The sequence below is a fragment of the Mycolicibacterium anyangense genome (assembly GCF_010731855.1).
Taxonomy (GTDB): domain Bacteria; phylum Actinomycetota; class Actinomycetes; order Mycobacteriales; family Mycobacteriaceae; genus Mycobacterium; species Mycobacterium anyangense.
Genome location: NZ_AP022620.1, coordinates 907020 through 924740 on the forward strand (window position 1 = coordinate 907020; position 17721 = coordinate 924740).

16 protein-coding genes are annotated in these 17721 nt (G+C 65.7%); 9 read left to right on the forward strand and 7 right to left on the reverse strand.

Annotation, left to right across the window (positions count from 1 at the left end):
* Nucleotides 1–4 precede the first annotated feature (4 nt).
* Together G6N35_RS04290 and G6N35_RS04295 are read left to right on the forward strand one after the other, a co-directional pair.
* Entirely contained in the window at nucleotides 5–1621 is a 1617-nt protein-coding gene (locus G6N35_RS04290; RefSeq protein WP_281356966.1) for a class I adenylate-forming enzyme family protein, read from the forward strand.
* A 9-nt stretch (nucleotides 1622–1630) separates the two neighbouring features.
* Nucleotides 1631–2380: a FadR/GntR family transcriptional regulator gene (locus G6N35_RS04295; RefSeq protein ID WP_163803126.1), complete on the forward strand. Its 750-nt coding sequence runs from the start codon at nucleotides 1631–1633 to the stop codon at nucleotides 2378–2380.
* Between the two features lie 27 nt (nucleotides 2381–2407).
* Here the strand turns inward: G6N35_RS04295 and G6N35_RS04300 are convergent, their stop codons facing one another.
* The 3 genes from G6N35_RS04300 to G6N35_RS04310 form a co-directional block, all read right to left on the reverse strand.
* Nucleotides 2408–3556 (reverse strand): acyl-CoA dehydrogenase family protein, encoded by a 1149-nt coding sequence (locus G6N35_RS04300; RefSeq protein ID WP_163803127.1) that lies wholly within the window; start codon nucleotides 3554–3556, stop codon nucleotides 2408–2410.
* Between the two features lie 118 nt (nucleotides 3557–3674).
* The gene (locus G6N35_RS04305) at nucleotides 3675–4742 is read right to left on the reverse strand and encodes an acyl-CoA dehydrogenase family protein (protein ID WP_246224205.1); all 1068 of its coding nucleotides are present in this window, start codon (nucleotides 4740–4742) and stop codon (nucleotides 3675–3677) included.
* A gap of 2 nt (nucleotides 4743–4744) precedes the next feature.
* Entirely contained in the window at nucleotides 4745–5914 is a 1170-nt protein-coding gene (locus G6N35_RS04310) for an acyl-CoA dehydrogenase family protein (RefSeq protein ID WP_163803129.1), read from the reverse strand.
* A 125-nt stretch (nucleotides 5915–6039) separates the two neighbouring features.
* Between G6N35_RS04310 and G6N35_RS04315 the strand changes: the two genes are divergently transcribed.
* Nucleotides 6040–7212 carry a thiolase family protein gene (locus G6N35_RS04315; RefSeq protein WP_163803130.1) on the forward strand — a complete coding sequence of 391 codons (1173 nt, stop codon included), beginning with the start codon at nucleotides 6040–6042 and terminating at the stop codon, nucleotides 7210–7212.
* A gap of 7 nt (nucleotides 7213–7219) precedes the next feature.
* On the opposite strand, the gene G6N35_RS04320 is transcribed toward G6N35_RS04315, so the two are convergent.
* Genes G6N35_RS04320 through G6N35_RS04335 form a run of 4 tightly spaced genes read right to left on the reverse strand, consistent with a single transcriptional unit; the run spans nucleotide 7220 to nucleotide 12177 of the window.
* Nucleotides 7220–8659, reverse strand: coding sequence for a class I adenylate-forming enzyme family protein (locus G6N35_RS04320; protein WP_246224206.1), 1440 nt, complete (start codon nucleotides 8657–8659; stop codon nucleotides 7220–7222).
* Nucleotides 8643–9671 (reverse strand): hypothetical protein, encoded by a 1029-nt coding sequence (locus G6N35_RS04325; protein ID WP_163803132.1) that lies wholly within the window; start codon nucleotides 9669–9671, stop codon nucleotides 8643–8645. Before G6N35_RS04325 ends, G6N35_RS04320 begins: the two co-directional genes overlap by 17 nt.
* A 56-nt stretch (nucleotides 9672–9727) precedes the next feature.
* Nucleotides 9728–10948: a CaiB/BaiF CoA transferase family protein gene (locus G6N35_RS04330; RefSeq protein ID WP_163803133.1), complete on the reverse strand. Its 1221-nt coding sequence runs from the start codon at nucleotides 10946–10948 to the stop codon at nucleotides 9728–9730.
* The gene (locus tag G6N35_RS04335; protein WP_163803134.1) at nucleotides 10945–12177 is read right to left on the reverse strand and encodes an acyl-CoA dehydrogenase family protein; all 1233 of its coding nucleotides are present in this window, start codon (nucleotides 12175–12177) and stop codon (nucleotides 10945–10947) included. The genes G6N35_RS04330 and G6N35_RS04335 overlap by 4 nt, the downstream gene beginning before the upstream one ends.
* Before the next feature lie 56 nt (nucleotides 12178–12233).
* Here G6N35_RS04335 and G6N35_RS04340 point away from each other — a divergent pair, with 56 nt between their 5' ends.
* From G6N35_RS04340 to G6N35_RS04365, 6 genes are read left to right on the forward strand one after another with little or no spacing between them, the layout of a single operon-like run.
* The gene (locus G6N35_RS04340; RefSeq protein ID WP_163803135.1) at nucleotides 12234–13025 is read left to right on the forward strand and encodes an enoyl-CoA hydratase/isomerase family protein; all 792 of its coding nucleotides are present in this window, start codon (nucleotides 12234–12236) and stop codon (nucleotides 13023–13025) included.
* Nucleotides 13012–13890, forward strand: coding sequence for an amidohydrolase family protein (locus G6N35_RS04345; protein ID WP_163803136.1), 879 nt, complete (start codon nucleotides 13012–13014; stop codon nucleotides 13888–13890). Before G6N35_RS04340 ends, G6N35_RS04345 begins: the two co-directional genes overlap by 14 nt.
* Before the next feature lie 50 nt (nucleotides 13891–13940).
* Nucleotides 13941–14834 carry an SDR family oxidoreductase gene (locus tag G6N35_RS04350; protein ID WP_163803137.1) on the forward strand — a complete coding sequence of 298 codons (894 nt, stop codon included), beginning with the start codon at nucleotides 13941–13943 and terminating at the stop codon, nucleotides 14832–14834.
* Entirely contained in the window at nucleotides 14827–15675 is an 849-nt protein-coding gene (locus G6N35_RS04355) for an enoyl-CoA hydratase-related protein (protein ID WP_179967311.1), read from the forward strand. The genes G6N35_RS04350 and G6N35_RS04355 overlap by 8 nt, the downstream gene beginning before the upstream one ends.
* On the forward strand, nucleotides 15675–16466 hold the full coding sequence (locus tag G6N35_RS04360; protein WP_163803138.1) for an enoyl-CoA hydratase-related protein: 792 nt from the start codon (nucleotides 15675–15677) through the stop codon (nucleotides 16464–16466). Before G6N35_RS04355 ends, G6N35_RS04360 begins: the two co-directional genes overlap by 1 nt.
* A gap of 6 nt (nucleotides 16467–16472) precedes the next feature.
* Nucleotides 16473–17669, forward strand: coding sequence for an acyl-CoA dehydrogenase family protein (locus G6N35_RS04365; protein WP_163803139.1), 1197 nt, complete (start codon nucleotides 16473–16475; stop codon nucleotides 17667–17669).
* Nucleotides 17670–17721 lie beyond the last annotated feature (52 nt).

Genomic DNA, 17721 nt, shown 5'->3' on the forward strand with positions numbered 1-17721 from the left:
CGACGTGCTCGATTCGGCTGTTCCGAACCTGCTTGTTGACGGGTTCCGGAATTGGGCTGCGTCGGAACCGGATTCGACAGCTCTCGTCTACTTCGATACGCCGATGTCGGTGGCCGCACTCGATGCGGCCACCGACGCACTGGCTGTTGGCCTGGCGGCCAACGGCTTACGTTCCGGGGATCGGGTTGCCCTCTATCTGCAGAACGTCCCGCAGTATGTGATGGGGCTGCTGGGGATCTGGAAGGCGGGCGGAATCGCCGTCGCGATAAACCCGATACTCACCCCGGCCGAGGTCGGAAAGCTCCTTGCCGATTGCGCGCCCCGGTTCGTCATCGCGCTCGACGAGCTGTGTTCGGCAGAGTGCATGGGCGTATTCGCGGCCGCGGGAGTTGACATGGTGCTGTCGACGAGCCCGTTCGACTGGGCGCATGCCGTCGACGAGCGAGTACTTGGCGGCGACCGTCGCGCCATCCCACCCGGTTCAGTGGATCTCCTGGATTTCCTCCGACGTTGGATGGGCGAAGGTCCGAATCCGGTCCTGATCGATCCGTACGGTGTCGCCGTGATCACCTACACCTCGGGAACCACCGGAGTGCCCAAGGGCGCACTGAACACGCACCGAAACATCGCCTGTGGCGCAGCGACTTACGTACGTGCATTTGAGCTCGCTGGCCGTGACACCATCCTGGGCATCGCTCCGCTGTTCCACGTCACCGGACTCAGCGGGCACATCGGCTGTGCGCTCGCAGCCCGGGCGCCATTGGTGCTGTGCTATCGGTTCCAGCCCCAGCTGGTTCTCGAGCTGATCCGGCGCCATCAGGTCACCTTCACCGTCGCCGCCCTCACAGTGTTCATCGCCCTGACCGAAGCGATGGCAGAGGCTGGTTCGGGTGGGACGATGTCCACCCTGACCAAGGTGGCCTCCGGTGGTGCGCCGGTGGCGGCGGCTGTCGTCGAGCGATTCGAAGCGACGTTCGGGCCCTACATTCGAAACGTCTACGGCATGACCGAAACCACCGCACCGGTTTTCGTGGTTCCGGATCGCACCCGCGCGCCGCAGGAACCGCATACCGGCGCGCTATCGGTGGGCACGGCCGTCGAAGGTGTACAGGCCCGCGTCCTTGACGAAGACGGTCAGGACGTGCCAAGCGGTGTGGTAGGGGAGATCGCTGTTCGCGGGCCGCAGATCGTCCCGGGCTACTGGCGTAACCCGGACGCCACAACAGCCGCCTTTCGCGACGGCTGGCTGCTGACCGGCGATGTGGGATATATCGACGACGAGGGTTGGTTCTTCCTCGTGGATCGCAAGAAGGACATGATCATCGCCTCGGGTTACAAGGTGTGGCCACGAGAGGTTGAGGACGTGCTGTATGAGCATGAGGCCGTGCTCGAGGCGGCCGTGGTGGGCCGGCCCGACCCCTACCGGGGGGAGACGGTGGCCGCCTTTGTCTCCCTGCGAGCCGGCAAACATGTCGAACCGGAGGACCTTGTGGCGTTCTGTCGCCAGCGCCTGGCGGCCTACAAAATCCCGCGCCTCGTGCAGATCGTCGGGAGCGTGCCCAAGACGGCGACCGGAAAAGTGATGCGCCGGATACTGCGTAATGATCCACCTAGTAGCTAGGCTTACCCGATGCCGGTAACGAGCAAGGAACCGCAGACCACTCGCGCAGCCAGTGTGATCGCCGACAATCTGCGGCGGCGCATCATCCGGGGTGAGCTGCAAGAGGGTGATGCATTGCCCAGTGAGCAGGATCTGCTCGTCGAGTTCGGCGTGTCGCGTCCCACGCTGCGGGAAGCCATCCGGGTACTCGAGTCGGAGTCCTTGGTGGTGGTCAAACGCGGATCCCGTGGTGGTATCGAGGTCAGTGTGCCACGCACCGAAACCGCGGCACACTACGCGGGGCTGGTGCTCGAATACCAGCGAGCCACCCTCGCCGATGTCTTCCAGGCCGCCGCCGCGATAGAGGCACCCTGCGCCGGAATGCTGGCACGGTCACACACTGCGGAAGACATCGACCGGCTGCGCGCCGCAGTCGATGCTGAACACGATGCCGCGGACGACCGGTTCGCCGTCCTCGGACACCAGAACGACTTTCATCGACTGCTCATCGAACTGACCGGCAACTCCACGCTGCGAGCGCTCAGTGACGTGCTGCGTCACATCATCGAGGTGGCGACCCAGCGGTACACGGACATGCGCCCCGAGGAACGGCCGCAATCCCATGAGGCCGGTACCCGGACCCACGCTAAGCTCGTGACGCTGATCGAGGCCGGTGACGCCGACGCCGCGGAGTCGCTGTGGCGTCGGCACATCTCCGAGACCGGAGCGCGCCTTCGCAAGGCCGGCATCGCGGACTCGGTCCTCGACCTGCTCGAGTGACGGCGTCGAGGACCGAGCAGCCGTGGGTCAGAAACCCATCCCGCGGCCGACGATGTCGAGCATGATCTCGTTGGTGCCGCCGTAGATGCGCTGAACCCTCGCGTCGCGCCACAGCCGGGCGATCTCGTATTCATTGATGTAGCCGTAACCGCCGTGCAGCTGCAGGCAGCGATCGATGATGCGCCACTGGGTCTCGGTGCTCCACCACTTGGCGCCCGCCGCCTCGTCGGCAGTCAGCTCACCGGAGTTGACCGCCATGATGCACTTGTCGATGTACACCTGCATGATGTCCAGCTCGGTGCGCATCTGCGCCAATGCGTGCCGATTGACCTGAAAGGTTCCGATGGCTTGACCGAAAGCCTTGCGGTCGCCGGCGTAAGCGGTCGTCAGGTCTACGGCGCGCCGAGCCGATGCCGCGGCGTGGATGCCGATGCCCAACCGCTCGGCCGGCAGATTGCGCATCAAGTGGTAGAAGCCGCGGTTCTCCTCGCCGAGGAGGTTTCTCGCCGGAACGCGAACGTCCTCGAACACCAATTCCGCGGTGTCGGCGGAATGCTGACCGATCTTGTCGAGCTTGCGGCCACGGCTGAAACCAGGCATCCCGGTCTCGACGACGATCAGGCTGATGCCCTTGTGCGGCTTATCCGCGTTCGGGTCGGTGCGGCAGGCCACCACCACGAGGTCCGCCAACAGGCCATTGGAGATGAACGTCTTGGCGCCGTTGACGATGTAGTCGTCACCGTCGCGCCGGGCTGAGGTCTTGATATTGGCCAAGTCGGAGCCGGCACCGGGTTCCGACATCGCGATCGCGGTGATCAGTTCGCCGGAAACATAGCCGGGCAGCCAGCGTTCCTTCTGCTCGTCGGTGGTGAGCTCGGCGAAATAACCTGCCAGGATGTCGTTCTGCACGCCGAGGCCCAGTCCCACCGCGCCGGTGAGCCAGAACTCTTCATTGACGATCGCGTTGAGCCGGAAATCCTTGATGCCCGCGCCGCCGTATTCCTCGGGCATCTCCCACCCGATCAGGCCCAGCTTGCCCGCTTCCAGCCACGGTTCGCGGTCGGTGTACCCGCGCTTCTCCCACTCCTCGGCGTGGGGGACGCAGACGGTTTCGAAGAATGAACGGGCAGTGGCGCGAAACTCGTCGTGCTCGGGTTCGAAGATATCTCTGCGCATCGAAGCTTCTCTTTCTGATGTGCTGTTCACCTGCGAACAGAATAATGATCAAACTATATATGGCGAGAAGTCTGTGTGGCGACCGCCCCGCACTGGGACGGGTCCGACTCGGCCGGGTTCAGGAACTGCTGCTGTACGTGCTGACGAATTCCCATGCACTGTAACCGGATTCGAGGACCGATTCGCCAAGTCGACGTTGCCACTCCCGGATGCCGCCGAACTCCGAGCGCCATGCCAAAGCTCGGCCGGTGAAATGCCGCAATCGGTGGTCGAGGGTGAACCCGATGGCTCCGTGCGCCTGATGAGTGTTGCGCGATACGACGGTGGCCGCCCGGCTCGCCTCGATCTTGGCGACAGCGACGGCGAAACGTGCCTGCTCGGAGGCGAACCCGTGTGCCTGTGCCATGTCCACCGCGAAATCGCTTGCCGACCGTGCCAGGCATAACGCGCTGGCGCTAGTGGCGACCAGGTTCTGGACGGCCTGGAACTTGGCCAGTGGTCGTCCGAACTGCACTCGTTCGCTGACGTGGCGGACGGTCATCTCCACTGCGCGGTCCAGCGCACCGCACGTCTGCAGCGCCCGGGCCAAGGCCCCGCGGTCCCGGAATTCGCCAGCCAGATCAGTATCGACCGCGGCGAAAGTATCGGCAGCCACGGTCATGTCGACCGTCACGTGGTCGCACGGCTGAGCCGCGATGTCATCGTTCGGTGAAATCGTCAGCGCAGTGGATGGGACCGCTGCCACAAATCCCGGGCCCGCGATCACGACGGTGTCGGCGTGGCGCGCCCAGGGCACCGAGTTCACCGTGCCTTGCAGTCGACCGTCGCGGGTGTGCAGTTCGCCGAATGCTGCCGTCATGACACCGGTGCGGACCGATAATCCGGCGGTTCGCAGCAACCAGGACGCCAGCAGATCGTTCTCGGCGATCGGGGCCGGCGCAGCGTGATAACCGATTTGCTCCAAGACGACCGCGAGTTCCACCAGCCCGGCACCGCTTCCACCCTGCTCCTCGGGCGTGGACAGCCGCGTCAGGCCCGCCTCGTCGAGATGGGACCACAGTCTCGGGTTGAACGCGACGTCGCGTTGCTGGAGATCCAGCACGGGCTCGGTGGCAGCACCGCAGATATCGCCGGCAAGACTGCGTAATTCGGCGAGTTCGTCAGAGCTCGCGGGGGCACTGGTCATGGTCATCGCAATCCCAATCCGCGGGCCACCACGCCGCTCAGAATCTCGTTCGTACCACCGCGCAAGGTGAAACCCGGTGCATGCAGGATCGCCTCACCGAGGAGGCGGGCGAAGGAATCTGTGGCGTCGACCGACGGTATCGCCGAGCTCAGGGCCGCCGCGGTGTCGACAACTGCCGATTCATAGCGCGTGCCCAGATCTTTGACCACGGCTGCGGCTACGTCGACCGATTCGTTGGCTGACAATGCTGTCGCCAGCGATGCCGACAGTTGGCGCAGCGCCGCCAGTTGGGACACCAGATCTCCGATGTCGCCGGCGGCGCCCGCCCGGTCTTCGCCGTCGTCGTCGGCGCGCGTGGTGGTGACCAGACTGTCGAGCAGGGGTTGGGTCGACAGGATGCGTTCTGGCCCGCTGCGTTCGAATCCCAGCTCGGAGGTGACCTGTCGCCAGCCGCCACCGATATCACCCAGCACCATGTCGTCGGGGACGAACACCTTGTCCAGTACCACTTCGTTGAAGTGATGGCCGCCGGTCAACAACCGGATGGGACGAATCTCCAGGCCGGGGCTGTCCAGTGGCACCACGAACTGGCTGAGCCCCTCGTGGCGCTTGCCGTCCTCCACCGGTGCCGTACGGGTCAGCACGAAGAAGGCGTGGGCATGGTGGGCGCCCGAGGTCCAGACCTTCGTGCCGGACAGCTGCCAGCCGCCCTCGACTCGCACACCACGCGTCTGCACGCTGGCCAGATCAGACCCTGACTCGGGCTCACTCATCCCGATGGCGAAGTAGCATTCACCGGCGGCAATGGCGGGAAGGTAGCGCTGGCGCAGGTGCTCGTTGCCATGTTTGAGCAGCGACGGCGCAGCCTGCCGGTCGGCTACCCAGTGCGCGGCGATCGGCGCGCCGGCGGCCAGCAGTTCCTCGATCACCACGAAACGTTCGATATGGCTGGCACCGCGCCCGCCGTACTGCTCGGGAATGGTCATCCCCAGGAAGCCGTGCTGGGCGAGTCGGCGGCTGAATGCCGGGTCCCAGGACGAGATCCAGGAATCGACCCGGGGTACCCAGCCGAAAGCGGATCGGTCTTCGGTCAGGAACTCCCGCACTGTGGCGCGTAGTCCTCCGGTCGTGGAGGGAAGCGGCCGGTATGGCGGCACCAGGGCCACGGACAAGGGTTGATCTCCTCGGATCGATGACGGCCCCGGGATGGGTGCCGTACAGCAATAGCGCTAATATATTCAACTGATTCGTCTCAATCAACGAGGATCCTCGATACGGATGAAAAGAGAGTGTGAACATGCGTGACGCCGTTATCACCGCTGCAGTCCGGACTCCAATCGGCAAGCGCAACGGGGGACTGGCTGCGGTACATGCCGCCGACCTGTCCGCCATGGTGCTCAATGAGCTGATCGCCCGTGCCGGAATTGCTCCCGAGGTCGTCGAAGACGTGCACTGGGGCAACGTCATCAGCTTGGGTCAGCAGTCGGGCAACGTCGGCCGGATGGCCGTCCTGGCTGCCGGTTGGCCCGAGTCGATTCCCGGGTTCACGATCGACCGGCAATGTGGGTCCTCGCAGCAGGCCATCTCCACAGCCGCCGCCACCGTGGTGTCCGGCCAGGCCGACGTGATCATCGCCGGCGGCGTCGAAATGATGTCGGCGGTGCCCATGGGTGCGGCCGTCGTTCCGGGTACGGGTGAGATGGGCGGTGGCGCGGTGACCCGCTACGCCGACCGACTGGCCGATACCCCGGGATTCCATGGTCGGTTCAACCAGGGCGCAGGTGCCGAACTGATCGCCGACGATCATGGCTTCACCCGTACTCAACTCGACGAGTATTCGGCGCTCTCGCATGAACGTGCCGCCGCAGCACAGGATTCCGGTGCGTTCGCCGACGAGATCATGGCGGTGACAACCGAGGGCGGTGTCATCGACGCAGACGAGGGTATCCGTCGCGGGACCACGGTGGAAAAGCTCGCCGGACTGAAGGCGCCGTTCCTGGAGGGCGGCAAGATCACCGCGGGTAACGCGTCGCAGATCTCTGACGGCGCCGCCGCATTGCTGATCACCACCAGCGAACGGGCCGCAGAACTAGGTATGACGCCGTTGGCGCGGATCCATACCGCGGTGGTCTCCGGCGATGACCCGGTGCGGATGCTGACCGGGCCCATCCCGGCGACGCACCTGGCGCTCAAGCGTTCCGGGCTCGCCATCGACGACATCGGCGCCTTCGAGATCAACGAAGCCTTCGCCCCGGTTCCGATGGCCTGGCAGGTCGCCACCGGCGCTCCGATCGAGAAGCTGAATCCGCTCGGCGGCGCGATCGCGCTCGGCCACCCACTGGGATGTTCCGGGGCGCGGCTGGCCACCACCCTGGTCCACCACATGCGGCACAACGGGATCCGTTACGGCCTGCAGTCGATGTGTGAAGGTGGCGGGACCGCGAACGCCACGATCTACGAGCTCGTCTGACCGGCCGCTAGGTGGGGGATGTCGGGCGGCGTAGCTGAGCTCTGCGCAGCTTGCCGACCGATGTCCGGGGTAGCTCGTCGACGAAGACATATCGGGTAGGCCGCTTGTAGGTGGCCAGTCTGTGGCGCAGCCAGTCATCGAGCTCCTCGCGCCCAGCCGAGCTAACGACGTAGGCCACCGGGGTCTCGCCGGTGCGCTCGTCGGGTTCGCCGATCACCGCGGCCTCGGTGACCTGGGGGTGCGCCAGCAACGCGTTCTCCACCTCGGTGGGTGCCACCTGGAACCCGGATACTTTCAGGACGTCCTTGAGGCGGTCGAAGATCCACACCCGGCCGTCGTCGTCGAGGTGACCGATATCCCCCGTCGCGAACCAGCCATCGTCGAACGCCTCCGAATCGGTCCCGCTGTACCCCGCAGCGACGCTGGGACCGCGGACCAGAAGTTCACCCGAAGGGGAGACCCGGATCTCGGTGCCCGCGGTCGGGTAGCCGGGGGAGTCCAGTCGCCAGCGCGATGGGTCCTTGATCGGGTTGAACGCCACCATCATGGCCTCAGTCATGCCGTATGAGCACAGGAATGGGACGCCCGTTCGTTCGGTGAGATCGGCGGCGAGGTCGGCCGGCACCGCACTGCCGCCCCACATGAAGAAGCGCAGTGACGAGAAGTCTTGGCGGCGAAGGCCGTCCCGGTTCGCCAGTCGGTAGGCGACGGCACCGGCTATCGGCCAGACCGTCACACCGGCGGTCCGGATGTGGTCGAGGGCTTCGTCGAGGTCGAACCGCCGAAACAGCGTGAGTTCGGCACCCACGCTGATGGCCGCGGCGGCCATGGTCGCCCCGAAGATGTGGCACAGCGGTAGTGCGAGCGCGAGCCGGTCGCGTTCGGTCAGTCCGGTGTGGTGTCGGAGCTGCTCGACTCCACCGCACAGGCTCGCCGTGGTGTGCACCACGCCCTTGGGAAGTCCGGTGGTCCCCGATGAGAACGGAATATACTGCGGTGCAGTCGGTTCGGTGCGGGTGGCCGGCACGCGGGGTGCGTCAGCGTCGAGCAGTGTGGCGATATCGATGGCGATCGACACACCGTCCGGAACCGACCGGCTCGCATCGAACACCGCTGCGGTGGCCGCCGAAGCGGTGATCCCGTGGTCGAGTTCCACCGGAGTCCAGTACGGATTCGGAGTGACGAAGACGGCGCCGATATGAGCCAGGGCGAACTGCGCGATCAGATACTCGGGACAGTTCTCGGCCAGGATCAACACCCGGGTACCCGGGCACACTCCGCATTCGGTCAGGCGGCCGGCGGCCGACTGGACCGCACGGTGAAGTTCGTAGTACGTCCACGCCGTCGACTCGAACCGCAAGCCCACCCGGCCCGGCCAGCGGGCGGCGGCAGCGGACAGATAGCCCGCGTAGCCGCCCGCGGCCGGTGCGTCAGAGCCGCTTTTCACCATTGGCCGGAACCGACTCGCCCCACGCCATCCAGACGTCCGGTGTGCGGGTGTCGGACACCCGATGCATGTGGCCCTCCTGCTGCGGATTGGGCATCGGACCGAGCTTCATGTGGCCCTGCGGGTCTGGATCACATCGCCACCCCACTCCGTCGATCTCGTAGTTGATGCCATCGTGCCAGTAGCCGTCGGCGGCCCGCTCGATCACCGCATCCATGGTGTGCGCAGAGGTCACGGTGCCGTCGCTGTGAGCGACCACGCCAACGTGAAAACCGCGCTGCCCGAACAGGAAGTGCCCAACCTCGGCAGTGCCGTCCGCCCAGTGATTCGCCCAGGAGTACCAAGTGGTGTACGCGGCGTCGTGCAGTGGATCCTTGTCGCGGTAGAGTCGGCCGCCGGGGGGCATCCAGGCTTCTTCCCAGAACAGGAAGCCCCGTGCGGGTCGGCCCAGGATCTCAGCCTCGACCAACCACGTTTGAGTGATGTACAGCAAGCTGGAGTCCCGGCCGGGGACGTACCACTGCAGGGGCGGCACCACCAGTGTGCCCGTTGCCTCGAGGGTGCCGGCTTCCCGATAGCGGAAGTTGTCGGCATCCAGGATCAGCTCCATCGGCTCGCCTGCGGCACCCGGAATCGAGGCAATGGTGACGGTGTTGTCTCCCGTCAGCGTCGTAGTGAGTGCGGCGCTGTCGACCGCGTAGCGCGCCTGCTTACGCATCGTCAGGCCGTCGCCTTCGCCGCTGCCGAGCAGAATATGCTTGCCGCCCAACGACTGTCGGCCATCTGTAGTGGCTTCCGGCGGGGTGGCAGCGATGCGCCGCATGGTGCTGTACAGGGTGCCCTCGTCGTCGCGCAACGTTCCCCAGATGTAGCCGCCCTCGCGCTGCAGACCCAGGATCGGGTCGTCGGAGACGAAGTCGCGTGCGTCGAAGGTGCGCCTCGATGCCAGCGCTTGACAGTCGAATGTGCCGGTGCGGTTGGGCGAGGCGATCAGGGTATCCGTGGTCGTCATCTCTTCCTTTCGGTCATCGTCGGGCGCCGGTCGTTGTTGGGCGTTGCCTGGGTCGGTCAGAGCACTCCGCGCTCGCGCAAGTCCCGGATCTCGGTATCGGACTTGTGCAGCAGTTCGGCCAGGACTTCGTCGGTGTTCTCGCCGAGCCTGGGTGGGCGCCGATAGTCCTGGATGGGTGTCTCGGAATAGCGAATCGGGTTGGCCAGCAGGTCCATCGCCCGGCCGTCGAGATCGTCGACACGCTTCCGCATGTCCCGGTGACGGATCTGCGGGTTGGCGAACACGCCGTCCATGGTGTTCACCGGGCTGACCGGTACGTCGGCCTCTTCGAGTCGGCGCACCCATTCCGCGGCGGTGTATTCGGCGAAGATCGCATCCAGTGTCTCCAGAACCAGGTCCCGATTGGCGATGCGTGCCGAGACGGTGGCGAAGCGGGGGTCATCGGCCAATTCCGGCCTGCCTACCGCCTTGGCGAGCCCGGACCACTGGCCGGGAGTCGAAGCCACCACGAAGATGTCGGCATCGCGGCACCGGAACGCCTGGGAAGGAATACCACCGAAACCGCCGTTGCCGCGGCGTGGGGCCGGCTGACCCGAGACCAGGTAATTCTGCGCGTAGTGCGACAACGCTGCCAGCCCGCAATCCAGGAGCGCAAGGTCGATGTGCTGCCCGCCACCGCCGCCGTCGCGGTGATGAAGTGCGGCCAGGATCGCCGAGCTGGCGTAGAGACCGGTGAGCACGTCGACCATCGAGACTCCGACCTTCATCGGGCCCGCGCCAGGTTCCCCGTCGGGGATCCCTGAGACACTCATCATCCCCGACATCGCCTGGAAGACACCGTCATAGCCAGCCCGCTGCGCGTAGGGCCCGTCCTGGCCGAAGCCGGTGACCGAGCAATAGATCAGGTTCGGGTTGCCGGTGTGCAGGCTCGGGTAGTCCAGACCGTACTTTGCCAGCACACCGGTGCGGAAGTTCTCGATGAGCACATCGGACTGCATCGCGAGTTCGGCGATCAGGGCCGCTCCGTCCGGCTGCGAATGATCCACCGTGATGGACCGCTTGTTGCGGTTCGCACTGAGGTAGAAGCCGGACTGGTTGTCAGTGGCGGCACCGAAGAACGGCGGACCGTACTGCCGGGAGTCATCGCCGGCGCCGGGGCGTTCCACCTTGATCACATCGGCGCCCAAGTCCCCGAGCAACTGTGCGGTCAACGGCGCGGCCAGGATCCGGCTCAGGTCGAGCACCCGCACGCCGGCCAGTGGCCCATGTCCGGTCATGCGCCGACCTTCGGTTCGCGGGGAAGGCCCAGCACGCGCTCGCTGATGATGTTTCTCTGGACCTCGCTGGTGCCGGCGTAGATCGTCTCCGCGCGCGCCCGGATGAAGGATCGCCGGATCGCTTCATGATCCTGACCGTCGGGCTCGGGGCCGGACCCCCATTCCGTTCCCAGCAGGGCGTCGGGACCGAGCACATCCATGGCCAGTTCGGTGAACTGCTGATGCCAGCGCGACCAGTAGTACTTGCCGATCGATGCCTCCGGACCGAATCGGCCGTCACGCAGCGCCGCGGACAACGTCCGCATGTTGTTGTGCGCCATGATCTGCAGTCCGATGTAGCTGTCGACCAGCCGGTGGCGCAGCACCGGATCGTCGGCCGCACCGCGCCGCGCCGCGACCGCCCGCAGCTGATCCATCTCGCGGACGAACGAGAACTGGTAGTTGAGCACCGAGGTGGCACGTTCGTGACCAAGGGTGGTCATCGCCGCGTTCCACCCATCGCCCTCGGCGCCGAGAACGTTGTCGACCGAGGTGTGCGCGTCGTCGAAGAACACCTCATTGAACCCGCTGTCGCCGAGCATGGTGCGAATGGGAACCACCGTCACACCTGGTTGATCGAGCGGGATCAGCATGTAGGACAGCCCGGCGTGGCGGGACGTGCCCGGCTGGGTGCGGACGATGGCGAAGATCCATGAGGCGTGTTGCGCGAACGTCGTCCAGATCTTCTGGCCGTTGACCACCCACCGGTCGCCGTCCCGTTCGGCGCGGGTATTGATCGCGGCCAGGTCTGAACCCGCGCCAGGCTCGGAGTAGCCCTGGCACCACACCACCTCACCTCGCGCCATCGGTGGCAGTAGGCGCTGCTTCTGAGCCTCGGTGCCATGCGTCAGGGCTGTCGGCGCCATCAACGTCTCGCCGTGGAACGCCGCTCGCGGTGGCGTCTGCGCGCGGGCGCACTCCATCGCGAAGATGATCTCCTGAGTCATCGTCGCGCCCCGGCCGCCGTACTCGCGAGGCCACGACAAGCCTAGCCAATTACCCGCGCCCAGCTCGTGTTCCCAGGCGCGTCGGAGCTCCCAATTGTCGTCGTCATCGGGGCCACCGCGGTCCGCGGTGCCCACGAAATCACCTTTCAGATGTTCTCCCAGCCACGTGCGCACCTCGTCACGGAAGTCGCGATCGGCTCGGCTCAGCGCAATTTGACCAACCTCGTCCACGTCAGACACCATACGCGTATAGTGCAATGAATTACCTAATTCGGCGGAATGTGTGAGGAGATCAGCGAGTGGACGACCTGCTGTGGTCGGTCGAGGACGGCGTGGGGACCATCACCCTCAACCGCCCGGAGGCCCGCAACGCCTTCACGTTCGACATGATCAGGCGATGGGCGGACCTGCTGCGCCAGGCCAAGAACGATGACCAGGTGCGCGTGGTCGTCCTCACCGGGGCTGGCGACAAGGCGTTCTGCTCGGGAGTGGATCTGTCCTCGATCTCCAATGCCAACCCCGACCTGACGCCGCTGCAGCGCAAGAGTCAACTGCACGACGAGGTACACCAGGTTGCACACGCCGTGGCCGACCTCGACAAGCCGTTGATCGCCGCCATCAACGGAGTGGCGGTCGGCGCCGGACTCGACATGGCGCTGATGTGCGATATGCGCATCATGTCGACAGAGGCCCGGGTGTCGGAGGGCTACGTCAGGGTCGGTCTGACACCCGGTGATGGCGGGGCGTACTACCTGCCGCGGCTGGTCGGCACCGCCAAGGCACTCGAGTTGCTGCTCACCGGTGACTTCATCGACGCGCCCGAGGCCCTGCGGATCGGGCTGGTCAATAGGCTGGCCGAGCCGGCCGAGTTGCAGGCCAAGGCCGCCGAGTTCGCCAGGGCCATCGCGGCACACCCGCCGGTGTCGGTGCGGATGATCAAGCGCGCCACCTACCAGTCCGCCAACACCGATCTGCGCACGGCGCTCGACCTGATCTCGTCGCACTTCGCCGTGGTCGCCGCCACCGAGGATGCCGCCGAAGCGCTGGCGGCGATGAAGGAGAAGAGGGAGCCCCGCTATGCCGGCCGCTGACGGTTCACCGGGTCTGTACGACGCCTGGATCAACCTGCCCTATCTGCCCGGCGAGGTGGTGCCCGACCCGTCGGTCGTAGCCCGCTTCAAACGGGGCAACAGTGCCTATGAGGGTGGCGAGACGATGACCGACGTCATCGCCGAGATGGACCGCCTCGGCATCGCCTCGGGAGTGTTGTCCAAAGCCCCCCGCGACATCACCCCGCCGTACGTGCATGGGACGAAGACCGGGGAGCTGGTGCTGCGGGAAACCTGCGAGCGGCTCGCCGGCATTGCCGGTGACTACCCCGGGCGGTTCGTGACCTCCGTCGGAATCGACCCCCGGCTGGGCTATGAAGCGGCCAAGCATGTCCGGATCGCCGTGCGGGAGTACGGCATTCGGTGCTTCCGGATCATCCCGATGTTCACCGGTATTGCGATCGACGACAAGCTGGCGTACCCGCTCTACACCGCGGCCTGTGACGAAGGTGCGGTCGTGTCGATCAACGTGGGCGTCCCCGGGCCGATGAAGCCGGCCAAGCTCCAGCGCACCATCCTCATCGACGAGGTCGCACTGGCGTTTCCGGAATTGAAGATCGTGATGAGTCACCTGGGTGATCCGTGGATCAGCGAGACCGTCGCCATGCTCCTCAAGCATCCCAACGTGTTCGCCATGACCGCAGGATGGGCACCGAAATACATCCCCGAGGACATCCTGCGGTTTGCGGAGCGGCGCAATCCCACCAAGCTGATGTGGGCGTCGGACTACCCGATCCTGCCGTTGGATCGGACTGCTGTCGAGGGCAGAAGTGTTCCGCTGACCGGTGCTTCACTCGCCGGATACCTGGGCGGCAACGCGCGGGCAGTATTCGGCGATCCGGCCTGACCAACTACACCTGGCCTGACCAACTACAGAACAACCAAGGAGACCATTCCATGGGTTTGCATGACGGACGCGTCGTCATCGTCACCGGTGCCGCAGGCGGAATCGGGCGCGAGCACGCACTGGAGTTCGCCCGTCAGGGCGCAAAAGTGGTGGTGAACGATCTCGGTCCGGCCGGTGAGGTGGCCGACGAAATCACCCGACTCGGCGGCCAGGCGATAGCCAACTCCGACGACATCTCGGACTGGGAGGGTGCGGGCCGGCTGATCCAGTCAGCCCTGGACACCTTCGGTGACCTGCACGTTTTGGTCAACAACGCCGGTATCCTGCGGGACAAGATGTTCGTGAACATGGACATCGACATGTGGGACGCCGTCATCAAGGTCCACATGCGGGGCACCTTCGCGCCGACGAAGCACGCGGTCGCCTATTGGCGGGACAAGCACAAGGCCGGCGATCCGGTGTCACACCCGCGCATCATCAACACCTCGTCTCCTTCGGGTCTGTATGGCAATGTCGGCCAGTCCAACTACGGGGCGGCGAAGGCAGGTATTGCCGCGTTCACGGTGATCCTGGCCGACGAGCTTGCCCGGCTGGGCATCACGGTCAATGCAATCGCACCCAGCGCGCTGACCCAGATGACGCAGGGACTCGACAATTACGTCGCGGCGATGGCCGAGATCAAGGAGCGCACCGGATTCGATGCGGGCTCGCCGGCCAATATCTCGCCGATCGTGGTGTGGTTGGCCTCCGCCGAAGCCGAAACCGTGACGGGTCGCGTCTTCAACGTCAAGGGCGGCTCGATCTCGGTGGCCGAAACGTGGCAGGCCGGACCCGGTGTCAGCCGCGAATCACGCTGGGATCCAGCCGAACTCGGCGAGGTGATCCCGAGCCTGCTGGCACAGGCGCGGCCGAACTCCGACGGATCGGGTAAACCGCGTGCCTGACCCCGCGCTCGTCGTCGACGGGATTCGCAGCGAGCACGACGGTCAGGTCGGTGTGATCTGGTTGGCCCGGCCCGACCGTGGCAACGGGTTCACCTCGGCGATGCAGGTCGAACTGCACCGACGGCTGGCCGAATTCGACCAGCGCGAGGATGTCCGCGCCATCGTCGTCACCGGCGAGGGAAAGCTGTTCTCGGCTGGCGCGGACATGGAGCCCGGCGGCGCCAACTTCGCGTTCGACCAGAAGCGGCACCGCGAGGCGAAGGCCGAGATCGCGAACCGGCCGCGTCCGTGGCGGATGCGCACCCCGATCATCGGAGCGCTCAACGGTTCGGCGGTGGGCCTGGGGCTGACGTTCCCGCTGCAGTGGGACATCCGGATCGTCAACGAATCCGCCAAGTACGGGTTTGTCTTCACTCGCCGTGGCCTGATCCCCGAGCAGAACTCGCTGTGGCTGTTGCCGCGACTGGTGGGGCTGTCAGCCGCTACCGAACTGCTGCTGACGGGGCGACTGTTCAGCGGTGCCGAGGCAGCCCGGATGGGGTTGGCCACTGAAGCCGTACCCGGTGGCCAGGTGCTGGACAGAGCGCTGGCGATTGCGCATGACATCGCTGCGAACACCGCGCCCTCAGCCGTCGGGGTGACCAAGCAGTTGCTCTACGAGATGCTGGCCCAGACCGACCGTGAGATCGCATTCGGCACCGAGTGGGAAGTGTTCCGGTGGATGGGCCGGCAGCCCGATTCTGCCGAGGGAGTGGCCTCGTTCCTGGCCAAGCGTCCCCCGAACTTCGTTGTGCCCAAAGATGTCCCGCTGCCCAACGAGCTGAACGGATGGGAGGTCTGATGGCCGAGCCGACAGTGCTCTACGAGGTTGACGACCAGGGCGCGGTGGTGCTGACCCTGCACCGGCCGGACCGGCGAAACATGTGGACCGCGCAGCTGGAACACGAGTTCTACGAGGCGCTCGACCGGGCCGCAGCCGACGACCGAGTGCGAGTGATCGTGGTCACCGGCGCAGGTGATTCATTCGTTCCGGGGCTTGATCCGGAGGTCCTCGCCGGGGTGGCCGGGGGCCAGGCCTACACCAGCAACCGGCGGCCCCAGACCTACGCAACAACCATCCCGAAGCCGATCATCGGGGCGATCAACGGCGCCTGCGCAGGCATCGGGCTCGCCCAGGCGCTCAATTTCGACTACCGATTCGCGGTGGCCGGTGCCAAGTTCAGCACGGCCTTCGCCAAACGTGGCCTGCCTGCCGAGGACGCCAGCGCCTGGATGTTGATTCGGCTCGCCGGCCCGGCGCATGCCTTCGATCTGCTGGCCTCGGCTCGGGTGTTCCTCGCCGAGGAGGCGTTGACTCTCGGTGTGATCCAGCGTGTTTCGTCACCAGGGCAGGTGCTGTCCGATGCCTTGGAGTATGCCCACCAGCTGGCTGCGACGGTGTCACCGGTGGCGATGGCCATGGTCAAGTCGCAGATCTGGCGGGATTGTGAGCAGAGCATGGATGCCGCCAGGGTGCGGGCTCAACACCTGCTCACGCTGGCCAAGGCGCAACCGGATTTCGTCGAGGGCGTGGCTAGCTTACGGGAGCGCCGCGCACCCGCTTTCAGCCCCTACTCGTCGCTGTACCTCTGAGGAATCATGGAATTCGACATCACCGACCTGGTACCCGGAACATCGCAATTCCGTGACGAGGTACGCACCTGGCTGGACGAACATCTCGTCGGCGAGTTCGCCGCCCACCGGGGCGTGGGCAGTCCCACCGACGACACGGCGTGGGAGGTTCGCACAGCGTGGGAGCGCGAGTTGTCGGCCGGCAACTGGCTGGGCCTGACCTGGCCGCGCGAATACGGCGGTCGCGGGCTCGGTCTGGTCGAGGAGATCATCTTCGAGTACGAGTACGCCCGGGCAGCGGCCCCCGCCCGGGTCAACACCCAGGCGCTCGAGTTGCTCGGGCCCACGTTGCTGGCCTTCGGCACTGACGAACAGAAGCAGCGATTCCTCCCGAAGATCCTCTCGGTCGAAGAGATGTGGGGTCAGGGTTTCTCTGAACCCGGTGCCGGTTCCGACCTGGCCTCGGTGCGCACACGAGCGGCCTTCGACGGTGAGCAGTGGCACGTCGACGGCCAGAAGGTCTGGACGACCTTCGGGCAACACGCTGACTGGCTGTACGTGCTCTGCCGCACCGACCCCGACGCCACCCTGCGCCACCGCGGCCTGTCACTCCTGCTGGTCGACGTGGCGCAGCCTGGAGTGGAGGTGCGACCAATCGAAAACCTCTACCGCTCAACCGAGTTCAGCGAGTGCTTTTTCAGCGACGCGCTGACCGGAGCCGACATGGTGGTCGGCGGCGTGGGCAACGGCTGGAAGGTCGTGATGACCACCCTCGGCATGGAGCGCGGCAGCGCGCTGATGCCCATGCAGTTGGCGATGCAGCGCGAAGTCATGGACCTGGTCGAGGAAGCCAAACGTAGCGGTGCCGTCGATGATGCGCTGGTCCGTCAGGAGCTCGTCGACGCCGTCATCGGTGTTCAGTTGATGCGCTCCACCAACCTGCGCATCGTGGTCGACCTGCTGCGCCAGTCCGGTGGTGAGCCGGGGGCGGCTACCGAGGCCGCGGCCACGGTGAGCAAGCTGTTCGCCTCCATACATCATCAGCGCATCGGCGAGCTGGCCGTCGACCTCCTCGGTCCCGACGCCGTGTTCGCCAAGGTGCACCAGCGTGCCGAAGAGGCGCGCAAACTGTTCCTCCTCTCGCGCGCGGAGACGATCTACGGCGGAACTTCGGAGATTCAACGCAACATCATCGCCGAGCGTCTGCTGGGCCTGCCCAGATGACGACCGGCCTTTCCCTTGACATCCACCTGCTGTTCTGGCATTTCCACTGGAG